This is a genomic window from Ruania halotolerans (assembly GCF_021049285.1).
In the GTDB taxonomy this organism is placed as follows: domain Bacteria; phylum Actinomycetota; class Actinomycetes; order Actinomycetales; family Beutenbergiaceae; genus Ruania; species Ruania halotolerans.
This window is the reverse complement of sequence record NZ_CP088017.1, coordinates 2,704,228-2,724,305: the sequence shown is the minus strand read 5'-3', so window position 1 is coordinate 2,724,305 and position 20,078 is coordinate 2,704,228. Positions and strand designations below refer to the sequence as shown.

Annotated in this window: 21 protein-coding genes; 17 read left to right on the top strand and 4 right to left on the bottom strand. The window is 67.3% G+C overall.

Annotated elements, in window-relative coordinates; genetic code table 11:
- Nucleotides 1-71: 71 nt before the first annotated feature.
- From lepB to dprA, 6 genes are all read left to right on the top strand, one after another.
- A complete protein-coding gene (gene lepB / locus LQF10_RS12100; protein WP_231064096.1) occupies nucleotides 72-803 on the top strand; it encodes a signal peptidase I in 732 nt (243 codons plus the stop codon).
- A complete protein-coding gene (gene rnhB, locus LQF10_RS12095; RefSeq protein ID WP_435531395.1) occupies nucleotides 800-1,552 on the top strand; it encodes a ribonuclease HII in 753 nt (250 codons plus the stop codon). Before lepB ends, rnhB begins: the two co-directional genes overlap by 4 nt.
- Before the next feature lie 7 nt (nucleotides 1,553-1,559).
- Nucleotides 1,560-1,865, top strand: a complete 306-nt coding sequence (locus LQF10_RS12090) for a DUF2469 domain-containing protein (protein ID WP_231064095.1) — start codon at nucleotides 1,560-1,562, stop codon at nucleotides 1,863-1,865.
- 102 nt (nucleotides 1,866-1,967) lie between these two features.
- Nucleotides 1,968-2,348, top strand: a complete 381-nt coding sequence (locus LQF10_RS12085) for a YraN family protein (RefSeq protein WP_435531394.1) — start codon at nucleotides 1,968-1,970, stop codon at nucleotides 2,346-2,348.
- The gene (locus LQF10_RS12080; protein ID WP_231064094.1) at nucleotides 2,348-3,895 is read left to right on the top strand and encodes a YifB family Mg chelatase-like AAA ATPase; all 1,548 of its coding nucleotides are present in this window, start codon (nucleotides 2,348-2,350) and stop codon (nucleotides 3,893-3,895) included. Before LQF10_RS12085 ends, LQF10_RS12080 begins: the two co-directional genes overlap by 1 nt.
- Before the next feature lie 7 nt (nucleotides 3,896-3,902).
- Nucleotides 3,903-5,081, top strand: coding sequence for a DNA-processing protein DprA (gene dprA, locus LQF10_RS12075; RefSeq protein WP_231064093.1), 1,179 nt, complete (start codon nucleotides 3,903-3,905; stop codon nucleotides 5,079-5,081).
- A gap of 33 nt (nucleotides 5,082-5,114) precedes the next feature.
- Here dprA and LQF10_RS12070 read toward each other — a convergent pair whose 3' ends face one another.
- The 3 genes from LQF10_RS12070 to LQF10_RS12060 are packed head-to-tail and all read right to left on the bottom strand — an operon-like array spanning nucleotide 5,115 to nucleotide 8,318.
- Nucleotides 5,115-6,023: a carbohydrate ABC transporter permease gene (locus LQF10_RS12070; RefSeq protein ID WP_231064092.1), complete on the bottom strand. Its 909-nt coding sequence runs from the start codon at nucleotides 6,021-6,023 to the stop codon at nucleotides 5,115-5,117.
- Nucleotides 6,020-6,967, bottom strand: a complete 948-nt coding sequence (locus LQF10_RS12065) for a carbohydrate ABC transporter permease (protein ID WP_435531393.1) — start codon at nucleotides 6,965-6,967, stop codon at nucleotides 6,020-6,022. Before LQF10_RS12065 ends, LQF10_RS12070 begins: the two co-directional genes overlap by 4 nt.
- Before the next feature lie 13 nt (nucleotides 6,968-6,980).
- Nucleotides 6,981-8,318, bottom strand: a complete 1,338-nt coding sequence (locus LQF10_RS12060) for an extracellular solute-binding protein (protein ID WP_231064091.1) — start codon at nucleotides 8,316-8,318, stop codon at nucleotides 6,981-6,983.
- 224 nt (nucleotides 8,319-8,542) lie between these two features.
- On the opposite strand from LQF10_RS12060, the gene LQF10_RS12055 reads away from it, so the two are divergent.
- On the top strand, nucleotides 8,543-9,541 hold the full coding sequence (locus LQF10_RS12055; RefSeq protein ID WP_435531392.1) for a tyrosine-type recombinase/integrase: 999 nt from the start codon (nucleotides 8,543-8,545) through the stop codon (nucleotides 9,539-9,541).
- Here the strand turns inward: LQF10_RS12055 and LQF10_RS12050 are convergent.
- Complete coding sequence (locus LQF10_RS12050) at nucleotides 9,538-10,224, bottom strand: M23 family metallopeptidase (RefSeq protein ID WP_231064089.1); 687 nt, start codon at nucleotides 10,222-10,224, stop codon at nucleotides 9,538-9,540. The two genes, LQF10_RS12055 and LQF10_RS12050, sit on opposite strands and share 4 nt — an antisense overlap.
- Nucleotides 10,225-10,591: 367 nt before the next feature.
- Between LQF10_RS12050 and rpsB the strand changes: the two genes are divergently transcribed.
- The 10 genes from rpsB to LQF10_RS12000 all read left to right on the top strand — a co-directional run bounded on the left by rpsB (nucleotide 10,592) and on the right by LQF10_RS12000 (nucleotide 20,037).
- Nucleotides 10,592-11,548, top strand: a complete 957-nt coding sequence (gene rpsB, locus LQF10_RS12045) for a 30S ribosomal protein S2 (protein ID WP_231064088.1) — start codon at nucleotides 10,592-10,594, stop codon at nucleotides 11,546-11,548.
- 30 nt (nucleotides 11,549-11,578) lie between these two features.
- Nucleotides 11,579-12,418 carry a translation elongation factor Ts gene (gene tsf, locus LQF10_RS12040; protein WP_231064087.1) on the top strand — a complete coding sequence of 280 codons (840 nt, stop codon included), beginning with the start codon at nucleotides 11,579-11,581 and terminating at the stop codon, nucleotides 12,416-12,418.
- A gap of 190 nt (nucleotides 12,419-12,608) precedes the next feature.
- A complete protein-coding gene (pyrH, locus tag LQF10_RS12035; RefSeq protein WP_231064086.1) occupies nucleotides 12,609-13,400 on the top strand; it encodes a UMP kinase in 792 nt (263 codons plus the stop codon).
- The gene (gene frr, locus LQF10_RS12030) at nucleotides 13,397-13,954 is read left to right on the top strand and encodes a ribosome recycling factor (RefSeq protein WP_231064085.1); all 558 of its coding nucleotides are present in this window, start codon (nucleotides 13,397-13,399) and stop codon (nucleotides 13,952-13,954) included. Before pyrH ends, frr begins: the two co-directional genes overlap by 4 nt.
- 9 nt (nucleotides 13,955-13,963) lie before the next feature.
- Nucleotides 13,964-15,025, top strand: a complete 1,062-nt coding sequence (locus tag LQF10_RS12025) for a phosphatidate cytidylyltransferase (RefSeq protein WP_354002577.1) — start codon at nucleotides 13,964-13,966, stop codon at nucleotides 15,023-15,025.
- A 48-nt stretch (nucleotides 15,026-15,073) separates the two neighbouring features.
- A complete protein-coding gene (locus tag LQF10_RS12020; RefSeq protein ID WP_231064084.1) occupies nucleotides 15,074-15,712 on the top strand; it encodes a Pr6Pr family membrane protein in 639 nt (212 codons plus the stop codon).
- Between the two features lie 29 nt (nucleotides 15,713-15,741).
- Nucleotides 15,742-16,893, top strand: a complete 1,152-nt coding sequence (rlmN, locus tag LQF10_RS12015; protein ID WP_231064083.1) for a dual-specificity RNA methyltransferase RlmN — start codon at nucleotides 15,742-15,744, stop codon at nucleotides 16,891-16,893.
- 29 nt (nucleotides 16,894-16,922) lie between these two features.
- Nucleotides 16,923-17,468 carry a DivIVA domain-containing protein gene (locus LQF10_RS12010; protein WP_231064082.1) on the top strand — a complete coding sequence of 182 codons (546 nt, stop codon included), beginning with the start codon at nucleotides 16,923-16,925 and terminating at the stop codon, nucleotides 17,466-17,468.
- 2 nt (nucleotides 17,469-17,470) lie between these two features.
- Entirely contained in the window at nucleotides 17,471-18,646 is a 1,176-nt protein-coding gene (gene dxr, locus LQF10_RS12005; protein WP_231064081.1) for a 1-deoxy-D-xylulose-5-phosphate reductoisomerase, read from the top strand.
- 44 nt (nucleotides 18,647-18,690) lie between these two features.
- On the top strand, nucleotides 18,691-20,037 hold the full coding sequence (locus LQF10_RS12000; protein WP_231064080.1) for a M50 family metallopeptidase: 1,347 nt from the start codon (nucleotides 18,691-18,693) through the stop codon (nucleotides 20,035-20,037).
- Nucleotides 20,038-20,078: the final 41 nt, after the last annotated feature.

Genomic DNA, 20,078 nt, shown 5'->3' with positions numbered 1-20,078 from the left:
CCTGAACCTGCGGAGCTCCTGAACCGATTCGGTGAGTGACCGCGGGGCCAGCCCGCTCGAGGAGGGGCCAGATGAGTAGCGAGAGCGGCGCTGAGGAGAACCTCACCGAGGGCGCGCAAGACCAGCGTGAGCGGGGACGTCCTCGACGGCACCCGGCGATGGCGTTCCTGCGTGAGACGGTGGTGGTACTCGTCTCGGCGCTGGTGCTCTCGTTGGTGGTGAAGTCCTTCCTCGCGCAGGCCTTCTACATTCCCAGCGAATCGATGGAGCACACCCTGGAGGTGGGCGACCGACTGGTGGTGAACAAGCTCGCGCCGGGCATCGTCGATCTCGAGCGAGGAGACGTCGTCGTCTTCCTGGACCCGGGTGGTTGGCTCTCCGTCGAATCGCAGGAACTCAACCCGTTCCAGCAGGTCCTCACCTGGATCGGGGTGTTGCCCGAACACGCTGACGAGCATGTGATCAAACGGATCGTCGGACTTCCGGGCGATCACGTGGTCTGTTGCACCGATGACGGGCTGATCAGCGTCAACGACGTTCCGATCAGTGAGGCGTACGTGGCTGATGGAGCTGCACCGAGTGACCAGGAGTTCGACGTCACGGTGCCCGCGGGGCACCTGTGGGTGCTGGGAGACAATCGACCGCGTTCGAAGGACTCGCGGTACAACGGCGGTTCGGTCGGCGGCGGGTTCGTTCCGGTGCGTAATGTGGTGGGGACCGCATTCGTGATCACCTGGCCTCTGGACCGCATCACATGGCTGACCGACCCCACGACGTTCGACGACGTCCCCGATCCGGCGTGACCACCCGCCCGCCGGGCCGGCAGAGTGAGCGTGAATTGCTCACGCAGTTCCCGCTGGTGGCGGGGATGGACGAGGTGGGCCGCGGTGCCTTGGCTGGGCCGGTGAGCGTCGGCGTGGCCGTGGTCGATGCCAGCACCGGGCGGATACCGGCGGGTCTGCGTGATTCGAAGTTGCTCCGCCCGATGGCCCGCGAACGCCTCCAGGCGCCGATCCGCCGTTGGTCCCATGCCAGCGCTGTGGGGCACGCCAGCGCGGCCGAGATCGATCGGATCGGCATCATCGCCGCCCTCCGGCTCGCCGGTACGCGGGCCCTGAGCACGCTGGCCGAGAACGGTTGCGAACCGGGCGTTGTCCTCCTCGATGGATCCCATGACTGGCTCACCACGCCGCCCCACCTGCCCCGCCCGGAGCGACCGACGCCGCCGGTGCGCACCCAGGTCAAGGCAGACCTTCGATGCGCTGTGGTGGCTGCGGCGAGTGTGCTTGCCAAATGTGAGCGCGACGCGATGTTGGTGGCCGCCCACGAGACCTACCCGATGTACGGCTGGGCCGGTAACAAGGGGTACTCGGCGCCGGAGCACCTCGCGGCACTGGCTGAGCACGGTGCCTGTGCCATGCACCGGCGAAGTTGGGCCCTGCCCGTGGGCCCCCGGCCGGTCGTGGATGAGTTGCCGTTCGACGCGCTCGTTCCTGAGGCCGAGAGTGTGCCCGCCGCCCTCGGGAGTGCCGGGCGCCAGGAGAGGGCATGATGGAACGATGAGCAGCGAGGACCTGGAGAACTACGAGACCGACCTGGAGCTTGCGCTCTATCGCGAGTACCGCGACGTCGTCGGGCTGTTCTCGTATGTGGTGGAGACCGAACGACGCTTCTACTTGGCCAACCACGTGGATCTTCAGGTGCGCTCTGCCGGCGGTGAGGTGTTCTTCGAGCTGACCCTCTCCGACGCCTGGGTCTGGGACGTGTACCGCTCGGCTCGGTTCGTGAAGTCGGTCCGCGTGGTGACCTTCAAGGACGTTAACGTCGAAGAACTCGCGAAGCCCGATCTCGAGCTCCCTGGCTGACGCACCTGACCGCCGCTCGCGGTCTCCACAACGTCACAGGCGATGTGGGGATGTCCACAACACCCGCCTGCGGCTGCACGCTGCCGCTCTGACCGCACCACCATGGCTGCCCAGGAGGTGGTCGCGGTGGCCGCGAAAGATGAGCTCGGACGGTTCGGTGAAGACCTGGCGGCGGACTGGTTGACGCAAGCTGGTCTTGATGTCCTGGACCGCAACTGGCGGTGCCGGGAAGGCGAGATCGACCTCGTGGCCCGGGACGGTCACGATCTGGTGGTGGTGGAGGTGAAGACCCGGCGCACCCTCGCGTTCGGGCACCCCGCCGAGGCAGTGACGGCGGCTAAACTCCGGCGACTACGCAGGCTCGCTGCCCAGTGGCTGGCCGCGCACGAGGTGCGTCCGGCGGGCATACGCCTGGATGTGGTGGCAATCTGGCGTCCTGACGGCGCCCCCATCCGCGTGCAGCATCTGCGGGGGGTGGGCTGATGGGCACCGGAGGAATGGGGCGGACGGTGTCGGTCGCGCTCGTGGGCCTGGAGGGCCACCTGGTCGAGGTGGAGTCGATGCTGACGGCAGGGCTTCCGCAGGTGCAGGTGATCGGACTCCCCGATACGTCATTGGGTGAGGCTCGCGAACGTGTGCGGGCGGCCGTGGTGGCCAGCGGGATGACCTGGCCGATGAGCCGGCTGGTGATCAGTCTGCGACCGGCATCGCTTCCGAAGACCGGTTCGGTGCATGATCTAGCGATCGCGGTGGCGGCGCTGGCCTCGGCCGGTGTGATCACCTCTCGGCAGACGTCGTCACGGGTCCACCTCGGCGAACTCGGCCTCGATGGCCGCGTGCACCCGGTGCATGGCATCCTGCCGGCGGTGGCCGCGGCCGTCGCCCACGGCCATCCAGAGGTCGTCGTTCCGGCAGCGAACGCTGACGAGGCTCGACTGGTGCCGGGAGCGGTGATCACGCCCGCCACCCACCTGGCGGAACTGGCGCAGGGCTACGGTGCGACCGGCTGCGTCGTTCCGCCGCTGCCGGATGCCCGGCCGGCAGTGTCCCGAGTGGTGACGCCGCAGACCCCGGATCTCGCCGATGTGCTGGGACAACCGGAGGCACGGCACGCACTTGAGGTCGCGGCCGCCGGAGGGCACCACCTGCTGATGGTCGGACCTCCTGGTGCCGGTAAGACGATGCTTGCCGCGCGACTGCCGGGACTGTTGCCCGACCTCACCGAAGCTGAAGCTGTCGAGGTGACCTCGGTGCACTCGGTGGCGGGCACGTTCGACCCAGCTGCCGGGCTGATCAGGCGCCCCCCGTTCGAGGATCCGCACCACACCACCACACAGGTGGCACTCGTGGGTGGTGGGAATGGGACACCACGCCCGGGGGCGGTCTCCCGGGCGCATCGTGGGGTCCTGTTGCTCGACGAGGCGCCCGAGTTCGGTCAGCGGGTTCTGGAAAGCCTGCGCCAACCGCTCGAACACGGTGAGTTGGTGATATCACGGGCTCGTGGGACGGCGCGCTTCCCGGCCCGCTTCCAGCTGGTGCTCGCCGCCAACCCGTGTCCCTGCGGACGAGCTGTGGGGCGTGGCATCGAGTGCACCTGCAACGCCCTCGCCCTGCGCCGGTATGCCGCTCGACTGTCCGGACCGTTGCTGGACCGGATCGACATCCAGCTCGACGTGGGTCCGGTTACCCGGGCGCAGCTGTCCTGCGACCAGGCGGGCGAGCGTACGGAGGTGGTCGCGCAACGAGTGCGACGTGCGCGGGAACGCCAGGCGCATCGCTGGCGCGAGCGTGGGTGGCGCACCAACGCTGAGGTGCCCGGCCGGGTGCTGCGGGAGGCGACGCGCGCCACCGATCGCCGAGCGCTGGGCACAGTGGAACGCGCGCTGGAGCGTGGGGCGCTGACCCTGCGAGGGCTGGACCGGATCGTCCGGGTGGCCTGGACATTGGCGGACCTGGCCGGTCGGGATGGCCCCGGCCAGGGTGAGATCGGCGCTGCGCTGGCCTTGCGTACGAGGGGCCGGCATGGGTGAGCCATGGATGTTCGACAGTACCGACGAGGTGCTGGCGCGCGCGGCATGGAGCAGGATCACGGAGCCGCGCGACCGTGCCGCAGGTGTGCTGGTGGCGGCCCGAGGTGCCGCCGGTGCGCTGGACTGGGTGGCGCGGGCGTCGCGACCGGCCAATGGACCTGCTGGTATCGCACCGTCTGCCGCTACCCAGGTGCTGGGTCTCGATGCCGAGCTGACCGCGGCGCACTGGGCGGGGGCTGTGGCCCGATGGGCCCCGAGACTGGTGGATCTGGACCCACGCCGTGAGGTGCGCGTCATCAGCCGCCTTGGCGGTCAGGTGCTTGTTCCCGGTGATGTGGACTGGCCCTGCGCCCTGAACGACCTGGGCCCGGAGGCCCCGCACTGCCTGTGGGTGCGCGGTGATCCTGGCGCACTGTCGATGGATGCGGTGGCGTTAGTGGGTTCTCGGGCGAGCACCTCCTACGGTGACCAGGTTGCCGCCGAGCTGGCGGCTGGCCTTGTCGATCATGGGCGAGCGATCGTCTCCGGTGGTGCCTTCGGGATCGATGCTGCGGCGCATCGCGCCACGATCGCCGTCGGGGGTGTGCCGGTGGCGGTGATGGCGGGGGGTCTGGACCGGTTCTATCCGGCAGGCAACGCCGAGCTCTTGGCCCGGGTGGCGCGGCAGGGGGTGGTCGTGAGCGAGGCGCCGCCGGGAACGTCACCGATGCGTCAACGGTTCCTCTCCCGGAACCGGCTGATCGCCGCACTCGCCGGCTCCACCGTTGTGGTGGAAGCATCCTGGCGGTCCGGGGCGTTGAGCACCGCTCACCACGCGCTCGGAATCGGACGACCTGTGGCGGCCGTTCCCGGGCCCGTGACGTCGGTGGCCTCGGCCGGCTGCCACCGGCTACTGCGCGAAGGTGCCGACTGTGTGACCGACGCCGCGGAGGTGATCCAACTGGTATCGCCGATCGGGTCCGTGCCAGATCTGAGCCCTGAGGTGGCACCTGGGCTGCTGGACGATCTCGACGCCGAACAGGCGCAGGTACTCGATGCACTCCCGGCCCGCGCGTCTGCGGACGTGGCCGCGCTCGTGCGCGCAAGCGGGGTGGCCGAACACCGGATCCGCAGCTGCCTCGGTTACCTGGAGCTGGCCGGTCGGGTGCGCCGTGACGGCTCCCGGTGGCGCCGCGCCAAGGCCTGAGCCCGGGGCGCGGCGCGACCGAGTGCCGCGCGATCAGGTTCCGGCGATTCCGGTGGTCGAGATCGACTTGATGATCTGGCGTTGGAAGAACATGAACAGCACGATCAACGGCAGGGCGGCCAGCACGGCCTGCGCCATGTTCGCGGCGTACTGGATCCCGTAGGCGCTGATCACCGTCTGCAGTCCCACTGGCAGCGTCATCAGCTCGGACCTGTTGATCACGATGAACGGCCAGAGGAAGTTGTTCCAGGCCCCGATGAACACGAAGATCGAGACGGCCCCCAGAATCGGCCGGGAGAGCGGCAGCACGATCTGCATCAGGATGCGCAGACGGCTCGCACCGTCCACCAGCGCCGCCTCCTCCAGCGCGCGAGGGATCTGGTCGAAGAACTTCTTCAGGATGAACACCATCGGGGCCGCGATCACCTGCGGCAGGATCACCCCCCAGTAGGTATCCACCATGTTGAAAGTGAGCATCTGCTGGAACAGCGGCACGATCAGGATCTGCCCCGGGATCATGATCGAGGCGATGACCACGGCCAGCAGCGCCTTGCTCCCGGCGAAGTCGAACCGGGAGAGGGCGTATCCCGCCAGGGCCGAGATCACCACGGTGATGATCGTCACGGCCGAAGCGGTGAGCAGGGAGTTCCAGGCCCAGCGCGGCACCAGGCCGGCACTGAGCGTGGTGATGTAGGCATCGAGGACCCAACCGTTCTCCGGCAGCAGGGTGATCGGGAACGCGGCCGCTTCGCCCTCGGTCTTGAATGACGTGATGGCGGCCCAGACCACGGGGATCAGCCACATCACCGCCAGGATGGCCAAGATCACGAGCGCGACGATACGGCCGGGTGTCATCGGGCGCCTACGCCGGGCAGGTTGGGGAGTTTGTTGAGCACGAGCCCGCGTGGTGGTCGCGGATGAGGGGATCGTTGCGCTGGTCATGGCTTCACACTCCGACGCGAGATGGCCACCGTGTAGACCACGGAGATGACGATGATGATGGCGAAGAAGATGTAGCTGATGGCGGAGGCGTAGCCGAGGCGGTACCCGGTGAAGCCTGCCTCGTAGACGTACTGCAGGATCGGCCGGGTGGCGCCCGCCGGCCCACCGCCGGTCATCTGGTAGATCTGGTCGAAGATCTTCAACGAGGCGAGGATCTGCAGCACCACCACGAGCACCGTGGTGGGCGCGAGCTGGGGCAGGGTGATGCTGGTGAACTTGCGCCATGTCCCCGCGCCGTCCAGTGATGCCGCTTCATACAACTGGTCGGGGATCGCCTGCAGCGCCGCCAGGTAGAGCAGGAAGTTGAACCCGATGGTCCACCACACGGTGGCGATGACCACACCGTGCATCGCCCAGTTCTCGTCATTGAGCCACTGGATCGGTTCGATCCCGACCCATCCGATCATCGTGTTGAGCAGACCGAGCTGTGGGTTGTACAGCCACGTCCAGAACAGTGAGATCACAGTGGAGGCGAGCAGGTAGGGCAGAAAGAAACTGAGCCGCCAGAACCACTGGCCCGGAAGACCCACATTCACCAGGACCGCAAGGGCCAGCGCGATCACCACCAGGGGGATCGAGGAGAGCACCGTGAACCAGAGGGTGTTGCCCAGCGAGGACCAGACCTCCGGATCGGCGAACGCCTCGGCATAGTTCTCCACGCCCACCCAGCCGGTGTTCGCGCCGGTGAGGGTCCGCCCGGTGAAGCTCATGATGAGACCGGAGATCGTGGGCCAGACCAGGAACAGGACGAAGAAGAACAGAAAGGGGCTGCAGTAGAGCCAGCCACGCAGGTTCTCCGCACGGCGACGCAGCCGGAGGCCCTCGCGCATCGCGGACGGTGCGGGTGTTGCCGAGCCTCGGGCTCGGACGGGAGTTGCGCTCATCGGTGAGTCCTCCTCAGACCGGGCTCGGCTTGGCGAGCAGGGCGTTGATGCGATCGACGAAACCGTTCCAGCCCTCGAGCGGGGAGACGCTGCGCGCGAAGACATTCTGGATGTACTCGCCGAAGTACTTGTGAAAGTCGCCCCCGGAACCGGAGAACCAGGCCGGTGGGTCGTAGACGAGGAAGTCCGTGGCGTCGGCGTAGTGCGACTGTGGCACCAGGTCGCCATACTCGGGGCTTTCCACCACGGGGGAGTACGCGGGGATGTGACCGGCATCGGCCCATGCCAGGGAAGCCTGGAGAGTCTCGGCAACGAACTGGTGCACCCAGCGCCGCTTCTCCTCGTTCGGGTTGGCCTGGTGCGGGAGGATGAACGCGTGTGAGTCCGCGTATGCGCTCGGCTGGCCGAACACGGCTGGGATCACCTTCATGTCGAAGGGCACACCGGCCGCGCGGTAGTTGCCGGTCTCCCACACGCCGCCGTAGAACATCCCAGCCTTTCCGGTGATGAACTCGGAGATGGCGGTGCCGCCGTCATGGCTGGCATTTCCGAGCTCACCGTCGATGAGGGAGAGGATCCACTCCAACGTGGCGATCGCGGTCTCCTCGTCGTATTGCATCGTCCCGCCGACGGGGAGTTCGACCGTGGCACCCGTCTGCGTGTAATACGTGTAGAACATCCGCCACATATTCGACCCGTCACCCAGGTAGCCGAACGCCAGCCCATGCCCGCCATCGGACGCCGCACCGAGCTCACGGGCGAGGTCGCGGAACTCCTCGGGCTCGCTGACCTCCACGAGCTGCCCGTCAGAACCGAGGGCCCCGGCACGCTCGGCAATCTCGGTGTTGTAGTACAGCACGAACGGGTGGGAATCGAGAGCGATGGCGGTCAGGGTGCCGTCGAAGACGTTCTTTTCCCAGATCAGCTCAGGGAAGTCCTCCTGGGTCACACCGAGTTCGGCGAGGAGGTCACCGTCCCAGGGATCGAGAAGGCCGCCGGGGGCGTATCCGGGCACACGTGCGGCGTGCATGATCGCCACATCTGGGGCACGTCCTCCGGCCGATGCCATGGCGAGCTTGGTGTAGTAGGGCGAACCCCAGGCGAGGACGGTCTGAGTGACATCCACCTCGCCGTGCGCGGCGTTGAACTCATCCACCAGGGAGCCCATCGTGACGCCGTCGGGGCCAGAGAGTAGGTGCCAATAGGCCAGTGGGAGCGCCCCGGACGTCGCTCCGGGCGCGCACGCCCCGAGAACGCTGGCAGCGCTCAGGCCGGCGGCGCCGGCAAGTAAGGACCGGCGACTCAGCACCGGCCCGCCCCGTGGAGGGCGAGCGAGAGAGTTTCGTTGCATCAACCCACGTCCTCGTGGTCGGCGATCGACGCCGTTCGTCGATCGGTACGTGCAGGACTCCTAGGAGAGTGACCGGTGTCACATCCTGGTGGGTACGGTAGCCCGCGCAAGTGTTAACGTCAACATCGGCGCAACCGTAGTGATCGTGCTCGTCGGGCGGTCGCCTCGAGGGGCACCAGGCGTGCCGCACAGGGATCTGCGACGGTGCGTGCGAGGCTGTGGGGATGGTGAGCAGTGGAAGAGGTTCCGCGCCACGGGTGGGCGACCAGGCGCTCCTTGACGCCTTCGAGTCCTTTCTCCACCTGCAACGGGGTCTGTCGGCCCACACGGTCCGGGCCTACCGCGCCGATGTGCTCTCCCTCCTGGCCACCCTTCCCGCCGCGTCGAGTGGGGAACCTGCCAGCGATCTGAATCGGCTCGATCTGACGGCCCTTCGCGGCTGGTTGGCCGAACAGTCCGGCCAGGGCATGGCCCGTGCCACGCTGGCGCGTCGTGCCGCCGCAGCGCGGACGTTCACAGGCTGGGCGCATCGCACCGGTCGTCTTGCGGCCGATCCCGGCTTGCGGTTGCTCGCCCCCAAGCCGGATTCGGTGATCCCGGCCGTGCTGGAGGTCTCCGAGGCTGCTGCTGTTCTTGACGCCGCCCGCGCGTTCACCGCAGTGCCGGAGAGCGGGGGCGAGTCGGCGGAGGGTGAGGGCGCCACCGCCGTGGACCCTGCGACTGTTCGCGACTGGTGTGTCCTTGAGCTCCTGTACGCCACGGGTGTGCGAGTGGCCGAACTGGTCGGACTCGATGTGCGGGACGTGAATCGGACCGACCGTCTGATCCGCGTGCTCGGCAAGGGTGGGAAGGAGCGGATGGTCCCGTTCGGGATTCCCGCCGACCGTGCCCTGGACGACTGGCTGCAGGTGCGCGCGGCGTGGCCGGCTCAGGTTGCGCCGGCTCACCGGGATGCGCTCTTCCTCGGACGGCGCGGTGGGCGGCTCGGTGCGCGAGCGGTGCGTGAGCTCGTGCATCGGATGACTGCCGTGGCCGGCGTCCGTGATCTCGCCCCGCACGGCCTCCGCCATTCCACCGCCACGCATCTGCTCGCTGGCGGTTCAGACCTGCGTTCGGTCCAGGAGGTGCTCGGCCACGCCTCGCTGGCAACGACCCAGCGCTACACGCATATCTCCGCCGATCGGCTCCGCTCGGCGTTCAGTCAGGCGCACCCCCGGGCCTAGGGATAGAGCCGGATGACCGGGCGCACCGCGAGGAGCATGAGCGGATCGAGGTAGTACCCGGCTCCCGCGCGTACGCCCCAATGCAGGCACTCGGTGCAGCTCCCGCCGGTGGCGACCACGCCGATAGGTTCACCGGTCGCGACGGCGTCCCCGGCCTGCAGATGTGAGGAGACCGGTTCGTAGGTGGTGCGCAGACCTCCCGGATGATCGACGGATAGCACCGGGCGGTCCACGACGATGCCGCTGAACGCCACCACGCCGGCCGCACTCGCAAAGACCGGATCGCCTGGCTGCGCGGGAATGTCCACCCCACGGTGCCCCGCCGCCCATGGCGCCGGCGGCCGTTCGAATCCTCGGCTGATGGCCGCCCACGGGTCGCTGGGAATGGGATCGAGTGGCCAGCGATGGAACGAGGTGTGACCCGGCTCAGTGGCGCCCTGTTCGGGCACACGTGGGTCGGCGGGTCGCGGGTCGTTGATCCATGGGCTGCCGGTCGTGTGCACGTCCATGACGGGCTGATCCGAGGTCGACGCGGTGCGCTCGGTCAGGGAGATCGCGGAACCGGGCAGGGCCGCACCGAGGCACAACACGACACTGAGCATGAGGGCCCCCAGTCCCGCTCGGCCGCCCCGCCGGGAGTTGCGGTGCCGGCGGGGGCCGCTGACGTGACCTTCTGGATGCATCACCCCAGTGCACCCCACCGCCCGCTCGGCCGCAGTCTCAGGAGGAGGGGGTGTGGACTCGGTCACATCGGCGCCCACGTGTGGATGAACCCCGACCGGAGGCGTTCCCCGGGGAATCCGTCATTGCCTGTCGATCGGGTACGATATGTCCCGCAGGTGGTGCGCCCTCGGGTAAGCCACCTGACATCGCGCGCTCACTCGCCGGCCGTAGGTCGGGGTCGCGGTGCGAGGTCCGGAGAGATCCGGTGCCCGCGGCCGTGAGCACCAGGACGAGGTGTGGACCCCACACCCGAAAGACAACCGAGTTCGTGCCCGGCGTGCCGGGCACCAGATGCGTGGGCTCAGCCTGCGTCAGGAAGGACGAGCCATGGCCGTCGTCACCATGCGCCAGCTCTTGGAGAGCGGCGTCCACTTCGGGCACCAGACCCGTCGTTGGAACCCCAAGATGAAGCGCTTCATCTTCACCGAGCGCAATGGCATCTACATCATCGATCTCCAGCAGTCACTGCAGGACATCGACCGCGCCTACGACTTCGTCAAGGAGACGGTCGCACACGGCGGAACGATTCTGTTCGTCGGTACCAAGAAGCAGGCCCAGGAAGCAGTGGCCGAGCAGGCCACCCGGGTCGGCATGCCGTACGTGAACCAGCGCTGGCTGGGTGGCATGCTCACCAACTTCGGCACCGTGAGCAAGCGCCTGTCCCGTCTGAAGGAACTCGAAGAGGTCGACTTCGACGACGTCGCCTCGAGCGCCTTCACGAAGAAGGAACTGCTCATGCAGCGTCGCGAGCGGGACAAGCTCGCCCGAACGCTCGGCGGTATTCGCGATATGGCCAAGCTCCCCTCGGCTGTATGGATCGTGGACACCAAGAAGGAGCACCTCGCTGTCGCCGAGGCACGCAAGCTCAACATCCCCGTGGTCGCGATCCTGGACACCAACTGCGATCCGGATGAGGTCGACCTCCCGATTCCGGGTAATGACGACGCCATCCGCGCCGTGACCCTGCTCACCCGCGTCATCGCCGATGGTGCCGCGGAGGGCCTCGTGGCTCGGCACGGCGGTGGCAACTCGAACGCCCCAGCCGACGCCGAGCCGCTCGCCGAGTGGGAGCGTGAGCTCCTGTCCGCGCACGAGTCGGAGAGCTCCGAGAAGGCTGCGCCATCGGAGGGTGAGGCGACTGAGGTTCCGGCTGCTGAGGCCGAGACCTCCTCCGCTGAGACCACGGCTGCTGAGACGGAAGCTCCGGCTGCCGAATCTGCTGAGGCTGCGGCCGCAGATGTGCCCCCGACCGATGAGCCTGCCGGCGACAACGCCCAGAGCTGACTTTCACCGAACCTTTCGAGAGGATCATTCATGGCGAACTACACCGCCGCTGATATCAAGACACTCCGTGAGCGCACCGGTGCTGGCATGCTCGACGTCAAGAAGGCCCTGGACGAGGCAGATGGCGACCTGACCAAGGCGCAGGAAGTCATCCGCGTCAAGGGGCTCAAGGGTGTCAGCAAGCGCGAGGGTCGCTCGGCATCCGACGGGCTCGTCGCCGTCTCGATCGCTGACGCCGCCGATGGCCAGGTGGGCGTCCTGGTCGAGGTGAACTCTGAGACAGACTTCGTGGCCAAGAACGACGTTTTCGTCGCCCTTGCCGACCAGGTGGTCGCCGCCGCCCTTGAGGTCGGTGCTACCGATGTCGAGCAGCTGCGCGCCGCTGAGGTGGATGGTCGCTCCATCTCGGCTTTGGTGGACGAGACTGCTGCCACGCTCGGTGAGAAGGTGGTCGTCCGTCGCCTCGCCCGTGTCGAGGGCACCAAGGTCACCGAGTATCTGCACCGCACGAACAAGGATCTGCCGCCGCAGGTCGGCGTCCTGGTGGCCAGCGACGAGGCCGGTGCGTCGGTGGCGCGTGACGTGGCGATGCACATCGCCGCCTTCTCGCCCACATTCCTCACCCGCGATGACGTCCCGGCCGAGAAGGTCGCAGACGAGCGTCGGATCGCTGAGGAGACTGCGCGTAACGAGGGCAAGCCCGAGCAGGCACTCCCGAAGATCATCGAGGGTCGCCTGAACGGATACTTCAAGGAGGTCGTCCTCCTCGACCAGCCGTTCGCCAAAGACCCGAAGAAGACGGTCGGACAGGTCGTCACGGAAGCCGGTGGCACGGTGACCGGCTTCGCCCGGTTCCGCGTCGGCGCCTGAGGCGCGGGAATTGTGGCCCCGGACCCCCTGCGGGCCGGGGCCACATCCGTACCCGGCGCGAGGCAGGGCGCTGCGCACGTACCATCACAGGTGAGGACCATGTGGCGGTCACCACGCCGTGGGGATCCGTCACACCGACCACCGTCGCATCTCGGCGTCGGTGGCGACGATCTGTTGGAGGAAGCTCTCGATGAGTACCACCGTCCCCGCGCGTCGCGTCTTACTCAAGCTCTCTGGTGAGGTCTTCGGTGGCGGCGCGGTCGGCCTCGATCCGGGCGTCGTTGCCGCCGTCGCGGAGGAGATCGCGGATGCAGTCCACGAGGGAGTGCAGGTATCCATCGTGGTCGGTGGTGGCAATTTCTTCCGTGGCGCCGAACTCTCCCAGAGCGGAATGGACCGCGCCCGCGCGGACTACATGGGCATGCTCGGTACGGTGATGAACTGCCTTGCCCTCCAGGACTTCCTGGAGAAGGCGGGCGTCAGCACCCGTGTGCAGACGGCCATCACCATGGGGCAGGTCGCTGAGCCCTACATCCCGTTGCGGGCTATTCGGCACATGGAGAAGGGGCGTGCCGTGATCTTCGGTGCAGGTGCCGGGATGCCGTACTTCTCCACGGACACTGTGGCCATTCAGCGTGCACTGGAGACTCACTGCGGGGAGGTACTGGTGGGCAAGAACGGCGTCGACGGCGTCTACACGGCCGACCCCCGGGTGGACTCGAGCGCCACCCGAATCGACTACCTGACCTTTGACGAAGCCATCCAGAAGGATCTGCGGGTGGTGGATTCGACCGCGTTGGCGTTGTGCCGTGACAACGATCTGACCATGCGGGTATTCGGTATGAATGCCCCGGGGAACGTGGCGGGCGCGCTCAAGGGTGAGAAGATCGGGACCATCGTGACCTCGCAGCCTCGGACGAACGAGCCCGACCAGTCCCAGCGCGATCAAGACCCGTCCCAGCAGAGCAAGGAGCCAGCGTGATCGATGACACCCTCCTCGAGGCCGAGGAGAAGATGGACAAGGCCGTGGAGGTCGCCCGCGATGATCTCGGCGGCATCCGGACCGGACGCGCCAATGCGGGGATGTTCAGCAAGGTCGAGGTGGACTATTACGGTGCGCCGACGCCCTTGCAGCAACTCGCCTCGATCACGATCCCGGAGGCGCGGACGGTGCTCATCGGACCGTATGACAAGAGCGCGATGGCGGCGGTCGAGAAGGCGCTGCGTGAGTCCGACCTCGGGGCCAACCCGAGCAATGACGGCAATGTCATCCGCGTGGTCCTTCCTCAGCTCACTGAGGAGCGTCGGCGCGACTACGTCAAACTCGCCAAGTCTAAGGGTGAGGATGCCCGCGTGGCTGTGCGCAACATCCGCCGTCGCGCCAAGGAGGAACTGGATCGGATCGCCAAGGATGGCGAGGCCGGCGAGGACGAGGTGAACCGTGCCCAAGGTGAACTCGACGCCCTCACCAAGAAGCACACCGACATCGTCGACTCGTTGCTCGCGGGCAAGGAGAAGGAACTTCTCGAGGTCTGATCGCACATCGTGCCTGAGTTCGAGAACCCCGATGCGCCGAGCGAGCAGCCGGCGCTGACGAGGCGCGCCCAACGCCGAGCCGAACGAGCTGCACAGCTGGAAGAAGAGTTGGCGGCGCACACCTCGGCTCGGCGGGCACGCGCGATGGCTGTGACCGGCCAGGTGCCGATCGGCACAGTGGCACTTCCGGCACAGCCAGCCAAGGAACCTGAACCACGCGAGTTACTCTCCGCGGCAGCAGCGGGATCCCCGGAGCACCCCTCCCGCGCCGGCCGTAACCTCCCGGTCGCCGTCGGCGTGGGCGTGGGCCTGGGTGCGGTGCTGGTGCTTTCGTTGTTCATCCGCAAGGAGATCTTCCTCGGACTCGCGGTCATCGCGTGCGCTGCAGCGCTCTGGGAGCTCGACCGTGCCTTGCGTACCCGGGATATCCGCCTTCCACTGCTGCCACTCCTCGTGGGTACCGTCGGCATGCTCGTCACGGCCTATTCGGCAGGTATCGAGGCGTTGCTGGTGGCCTTCCTGCTGACCGCCGGGGGTGTCGTGGTCTGGCGTGTCCTGGATGGTGGGGGAGTGGTGGCTCTTCGCGAGGCCACCACGGGCATCTTCGCCGCTGCGTATATCCCGTTCCTGGCAGGTTTTCTCACCATCATGCTGTCCGCCGACGACGGCCCCTGGCGCGTGTTGCTGGTGGTGGCTCTGGTGGTGGCTAACGACGTGGGTGGATACACCGCCGGAGTGCTGTTCGGTCGGCACCCGATGGCGCCGACGGTCAGCCCGAAGAAGTCGTGGGAAGGCGCAGCAGGATCGTTGGTGGTTGCGATCGCCGTCGGGATCGTCTTCGCCGCGCTCGTGTTCGACCTGTCCTGGTGGACCGGCGCGGTTCTCGGTGTAGCCGCGGTGTGCGGCGCCGTCATCGGAGACCTGGCCGAGTCGCTCCTCAAACGTGATCTCGGCGTGAAGGATATGGGAACGATTCTGCCCGGCCACGGTGGTGTCTTGGACCGCGTGGATTCAACACTGTTGGCAGCTCCTGTGGTGTTCGCGATGCTGCTCGTGTTCGCCCCGGCCTGACGGCGGGTGCGGCGGACCACGCGTGAAGCACAGCGCTAGGTTGAGGCCATGAGCAATCGTTCGCCGCAGCGCGAGCTCGGTGTCCTGCGACTGGCGCTGGTGGCGCTCCTTGCTGCGGCGTTCGCAGCGCAGCTGACCTTCTCCCTCACCCTGGAGACGTTCCGACTGAGCAACTTCTTCAGTTTCTACACCGTCCAGTCCAATCTCATCGGTGGCGTCGTCTTCACCGTCAGCGGCGTGTGTGCGCTGCGCGGGAGGCTACCGGAGCGGCTGCCGCTGGACATGATTCGTGGTGCCGCCACCCTGTACCTGGCCATCACCGGGGCGGTGTACAACCTCGTACTTGCGGGTCTCGAGGATTCCCTCGACACACAGGTGATGTTCGCGAATGTCGTCCTGCACATGGTGATGCCGATCGCCGTCGTCCTCGATTGGATCGTTGACCCGCCATGCACCCGGGTGCCGTTACGGACGGCCCTGTGGTGGCTCATCTATCCGGGCGCGTACCTGATCTACACATTGGTCCGCGGGCCGATCGTGGACTGGTACCCGTACCCGTTCACCGATCCACGCGTCCAGGGCTACGGAGCAGTGGCAATGTGGTCGCTCGTCCTGACAGCCGGCTTCGCGGCACTCGCCTGGCTGGTCAGCAGGTGGCCGCTACGGCGGCGGACCAACTCTGGATAGCACGCGATGTCTGGGAGGATGGTCCCATCATGACGTCTCAACCTCAGATTCTGCCCGGTCACGACGCTGCCGCAGGCGAGCGCCCCCAACTCTCCTTCGCCGTCCCCCGGCGTGGAAAGCCGCCCCGGCACCTGGCCGATCTCACCCTCGCCGAACGCGGCGAGGTGCTGCGGGAGATCGGGCAGCCTGCCTATCGTGCCAAACAGCTCTCCACGCACTACTTCGCTCGGCTCACCCGTGATCCGGACCGGATGACCGACATCCCGGCCGATCTGCGCGCCGAGATGGCTGATCTGCTGTTGCCGGATCTGCTCACCGAACATCGCCGGCTGGCGGCGGATGGTGGCGCTACCGTGAAGACGCTGTGGAGTCTCTTCGACGGCGTCAAGGTCGAGTCGGTGCTGATGGGCTACTCCGAGCGGGCCACGCTGTGTGTGTCCAGCCAGGCAGGCTGCGGAATGGCATGCCCGTTCTGTGCCACGGGCCAGCAGGGCCTGACCAGGAACCTCTCCACCGGTGAGATCATCGAGCAGGTCCGTCGCGCGGCGGTCAGCTGCCAGGAGGGTGAACTCGGCGACGGTCCGCGACGCCTGACGAACGTGGTGTTCATGGGGATGGGCGAACCGCTCGCCAACTACAAGACGGTGATCGGCGCCGTGAAGCGGATGGTGGCGCCTTCCCCCGAGGGGTTGGGCATCTCGGCCCGGCACATCACGGTCTCCACGGTGGGGTTGGTCCCGGCGATCCGCAAACTGACCGACGAGGCAATCCCGGTGACTCTCGCCCTGTCGCTGCACGCTCCGGACGATGAACTGCGTTCGCAGTTGGTGCCGATCAATACGCGCTGGTCCGTGGGAGAGGCCCTCGATGCGGCGCGGGCCTATTTCGACGCGACGGGTCGCCGGGTGAGCATCGAGTACGCACTCATCAAGGATATGAACGATCATGCCTGGCGTGCCGATCTGCTGGCCTCCGAACTCCTTCGCCGCGGTACGGGATGGGTGCATGTCAATCCGATTCCGCTCAATCCCACACCGGGTTCGATCTGGACGGCGAGCGAGAAGGATGTGGAGGCCGAGTTCGTGGCACGCTTGCGCTCGGCGGGGATCCCCACGACGGTCCGGGACACCCGCGGTAGTGATATCGACGGTGCGTGCGGTCAGCTCGCCGCTCAGGACTGACCGGCACGCTCGGTAGAGAGGATCAGGCGATGGAGGGCATCTTCCCGACCGTCAAGGGCTGGGCCAACGGGTACGACCGCGACGAAGTGGACGACTTCTTCACCCGTGCCCGGGCCGCCTACGAAGGTGACGGCGAACCGATGGGTGCCGAAGACGTGCGTGGTGTGGCGTTCGACCTCCTTCGCGGTGGATACGAACCGGCGGCGGTCGATGCCGCCCTGGACCGCCTGGAAGGGGCCTTCGTCCAGCGCGAACGAGCGGACTTCATTTCCGCCCATGGGCAGGAAGCCTGGATGGAACAGGTGGCCGAACGAGCCACCACGTTGTACCCGCGCCTGGTACGACCGGCCGGGGAGCGCTTTGCTCCACCCGAACGCGGGCGCGGCTACGCGGCCGACGCCGTGGACGAGGTGATGGAGGAGCTGGTTGCCTACTTCGACGAGGGGCACACGCTCAGCGCCGCTGATTTGCGGCACATCACGTTCCCCCGGGCCGCTCGGTCTCGTGCCTACGCCGAGGGCCCGGTGGACGCTTTCCTGGACCGCGCGGTCGACGTGCTGCTCGCTGTCGAGTGACGATGAGGACCGTCACCCTGCTGGGCTCAACCGGCTCGATCGGTACCCAAGCCATTGAGGTGGTGCGTGCCCACCCGGACCGCTTCCAGGTCACGGCGCTCGCTGCTGGAGGATCGGACCCGGGTCTCCTCGCCCGCCAGGCCGCCGAACTCGGTGTTGAACGCGTCGCCATCGCAGATGAGGCAGCGCTGACGGCGGTACGTGAGGCCCTTCGCACGGCCGCCGAAGAGCTGGGGCGGACCGACTGGGCCCCCGAGGTCACCGTCGGACAGGACGCGATCGTGGATGTGGCCGGCCACGGCGCTGACGTGGTGCTCAACGGCATCACCGGCAGCATCGGCCTGCGACCGACGCTCGCTGCGCTGGCGGCAGGGTCCACGGTGGCGCTGGCGAACAAAGAGTCGCTGATCATCGGTGGTCCCTTGGTCCTGGCCGCTGCCGCACCCGGGCAGATCGTCCCGGTGGACTCCGAGCACAGTGCCATCGCTCAGTGCCTACGCGGCGGGCGGGCTGAGGAGGTGCGTCGCCTGATGCTCACCGCCAGCGGCGGGCCGTTCCGCGGCTGGAGCCGCGCTGATCTCACCCGGGTCACTCCGGAGCAGGCGCTGCGGCACCCGAACTTCGCGATGGGCAGGGTGATCACCACCAACTCGGCCACGCTGGTGAACAAGGGCCTTGAGGTGATCGAGGCGCACCTGCTCTTCGGGGTTCCCTTCGATGCGATCGATGTGGTGGTGCACCCGCAGCAACAGATCCATTCCATGGTGGAGTTCCACGACGGATCGACGATCGCGCAGATGGGCCCGCCCCGGATGCTCGTGCCGATCGCGCTGGGACTGTCCTGGCCGGACCGCCTCAGGGACGTGGACACACCGTGTGATTGGTCCGCTGCGAGCTCATGGCAGTTCGAGCCCCTGGACCACGAGGCGTTCCCTGCAGTGCAACTCGCCCAGCAGGTCGGCCGTGCCGGTGGCACCGCCCCCGCGGTGTACAACGCTGCGAACGAGGAGGCGGTGGAGGCCTTCCACGCGGGCGCTTTGCCGTTCCCGGGCATCGTGGACCTCGTGGCGCGGATCGTGGATGAACATGACGCGGGCCCGGCGCTCGAGGTGGCCGACGTACTCGCAGCGGATGGCTGGGCTCGCGAGCGGGCACGGGAGGTGCTCGCTCACACCTGAGCCCGACTGGGGATTTCGCAGGTGCGGGACGTACCCTGACCGTCATGGACTTCTGGTGGGGTGTGCTCGTCATCGCGTTCGGGCTGATCGTCTCGGTCGCGTTGCACGAGGTGGGTCACCTCGTGCCGGCCAAGTTGTTCAAGGTGAAGGTCACCCAGTACTTCGTGGGATTCGGCCGCACCCTGTGGTCCACTCGTCGCGGCGACACCGAGTATGGCCTGAAGGTGCTTCCGCTTGGCGGCTACGTCCGGATGATCGGGATGTTCCCTCCAGCCGAGCAGCAGATGAGCGAGGACGCCCGGTACGAGGCGCGGCAGCGACGGCGCGGACTGCGCGGCACGATCGATGCGATCGTCGAGGACACCCGCGAGGCCAGTGGTGCCGAGGTGACCGACGAGCTCCGTCCCGGTGACGGGCGTCAGGCGTTCTATCAGCTGACCATGCCGCGCAAGCTCGCCGTGATGTTCGGCGGTCCGGTGGTGAACCTGATCATCTCTGCGGTGCTGTTCGCGGTCGTGCTCTCCGGCCTGGGTGTCCCGACGGCAAGCAACCGGCTCGCCTCCGTGTCCGAGTGCGTGATACCAGCGGGGGAGTCCCGTGAGTGCACCGCCTCCGACCCGGCCGCCCCGGCGGCCGAGGCAGGTCTGCTTGCCGGGGACCGGGTGATCTCCTGGGATGGTGCGCCGATCGAGAACTGGGAGGATCTCACCACCGCGATTGACGCCGAAGGGGCCACCGAGGTCGACGTCGTGGTCGAGCGTGATGGTGCACAGGTGGCACTCACCCTCACGCCGACCCTTGCCGAGCGCCCTGTGATCGAAGACGGCCAGTACGTCACCGATGCCGAGGGGGACCTGGTCCTAGACGAGCAGCCGTTCGTCGGGATCGGTGCGGCCCGGGAACTGCGACCGGAACCGCTCACGGCCGTGCCGGGTTACGTCTGGCAGGTGTTCTCCGGCACGGTGCACATGGTCCTGACCCTTCCGCAGCGCCTGGTCTCGATTGCTCAGTCCACGTTCGGTGGCACCGAGCGAGACCCGGGAGTGATGGGACTGATCGGCGTCGGCCGGATGGGTGGTGAGGTGGCCAGCTCCGAGGTGTTGACCACCACTGAACGATCGGCTGTCATGCTGGAGATCCTGGCCTCGCTGAACATGGCTCTGTTCGTCTTCAACATGGTGCCGCTGCTGCCGTTGGACGGCGGACACATCGCGGGAGCACTGTTTGAGGGCATCCGGCGCCGATTCGCGGCGCTGACCGGGCGTCAGGACCCCGGGCCGGCCGATACGGCCAAGTTGATGCCGCTCACCTACGTGGTGGTGGTGGTCCTCGCTGGGATGAGCATCCTGCTCGCCATCGCGGACATCGTGAATCCGATCACGTTGTTCTGACCAAACGGGCATCGGCCCAGTTGGCGGGCAGCGTGCGGTGG

Coding starts and splice junctions, on each gene's coding strand:
- LQF10_RS12060 (WP_231064091.1), bottom strand. CDS start 8,318: ATGCAACGAAACTCTCTCGCTCGCCCTCCACGGGGCGGGCCGGTGCTG.
- LQF10_RS12010 (WP_231064082.1), top strand. CDS start 16,923: ATGGAGGGCATCTTCCCGACCGTCAAGGGCTGGGCCAACGGGTACGAC.
- LQF10_RS12070 (WP_231064092.1), bottom strand. CDS start 6,023: ATGACCAGCGCAACGATCCCCTCATCCGCGACCACCACGCGGGCTCGT.
- pyrH (WP_231064086.1), top strand. CDS start 12,609: ATGAGTACCACCGTCCCCGCGCGTCGCGTCTTACTCAAGCTCTCTGGT.
- LQF10_RS12055 (WP_435531392.1), top strand. CDS start 8,543: ATGGTGAGCAGTGGAAGAGGTTCCGCGCCACGGGTGGGCGACCAGGCG.
- rpsB (WP_231064088.1), top strand. CDS start 10,592: ATGGCCGTCGTCACCATGCGCCAGCTCTTGGAGAGCGGCGTCCACTTC.
- rlmN (WP_231064083.1), top strand. CDS start 15,742: ATGACGTCTCAACCTCAGATTCTGCCCGGTCACGACGCTGCCGCAGGC.
- dxr (WP_231064081.1), top strand. CDS start 17,471: ATGAGGACCGTCACCCTGCTGGGCTCAACCGGCTCGATCGGTACCCAA.
- tsf (WP_231064087.1), top strand. CDS start 11,579: ATGGCGAACTACACCGCCGCTGATATCAAGACACTCCGTGAGCGCACC.
- LQF10_RS12065 (WP_435531393.1), bottom strand. CDS start 6,967: ATGAGCGCAACTCCCGTCCGAGCCCGAGGCTCGGCAACACCCGCACCG.
- LQF10_RS12080 (WP_231064094.1), top strand. CDS start 2,348: ATGGGCACCGGAGGAATGGGGCGGACGGTGTCGGTCGCGCTCGTGGGC.
- LQF10_RS12085 (WP_435531394.1), top strand. CDS start 1,968: ATGGCTGCCCAGGAGGTGGTCGCGGTGGCCGCGAAAGATGAGCTCGGA.
- LQF10_RS12020 (WP_231064084.1), top strand. CDS start 15,074: ATGAGCAATCGTTCGCCGCAGCGCGAGCTCGGTGTCCTGCGACTGGCG.
- LQF10_RS12050 (WP_231064089.1), bottom strand. CDS start 10,224: ATGCATCCAGAAGGTCACGTCAGCGGCCCCCGCCGGCACCGCAACTCC.
- dprA (WP_231064093.1), top strand. CDS start 3,903: ATGTTCGACAGTACCGACGAGGTGCTGGCGCGCGCGGCATGGAGCAGG.
- lepB (WP_231064096.1), top strand. CDS start 72: ATGAGTAGCGAGAGCGGCGCTGAGGAGAACCTCACCGAGGGCGCGCAA.
- LQF10_RS12090 (WP_231064095.1), top strand. CDS start 1,560: ATGAGCAGCGAGGACCTGGAGAACTACGAGACCGACCTGGAGCTTGCG.
- LQF10_RS12000 (WP_231064080.1), top strand. CDS start 18,691: ATGGACTTCTGGTGGGGTGTGCTCGTCATCGCGTTCGGGCTGATCGTC.